Here is a 333-nt window from a genome sequence, read left to right as displayed (position 1 = left end):
GCAGCACCTCTTGCCACGTCGCCCGAGCCTCTTCGAAACGGCCGAGGTGTCCGTAACAGGCGGCCAGAAGCGCGCGCGAGACGTCGGTGACGGGATTGCGAGTCACGCGCTGCACCAACAATTTAACCGCCTCTTCGTACCTTCGCAGTTGAAACCAGGCCCAGGCCTGAAAGTGGAGAACGACGTCCGGAAAGTACGGGTTCAAAATCCTGGCCCGATCGAAACAGGCGAGTGCCTCCTCGGATCTGCCTGAATAGAGAAGTGCCTCCCCGAGGCTGACCTGCCCTTCGGCGAAGTTCGGATTGAGACTTATTGCACGCTCGGCCTCGCTGA

At 60.4% G+C, this 333-nt stretch carries 1 protein-coding gene; it reads right to left on the bottom strand.

The annotated features are described in order from the left end of the window. Window positions 1-333, bottom strand: a 333-nt coding sequence (locus IB244_RS31730) for a tetratricopeptide repeat protein (protein WP_192307021.1), incomplete at both ends; no start/stop codon positions are given.

Origin of the sequence: Rhizobium sp. RHZ02 (assembly GCF_014851575.1) — a bacterium.
Lineage (GTDB): Bacteria > Pseudomonadota > Alphaproteobacteria > Rhizobiales > Rhizobiaceae > Rhizobium > Rhizobium altiplani.
The sequence above is the reverse complement of the archived record's forward strand: the minus strand, read 5'-3'. Positions and strand labels throughout refer to the sequence as shown.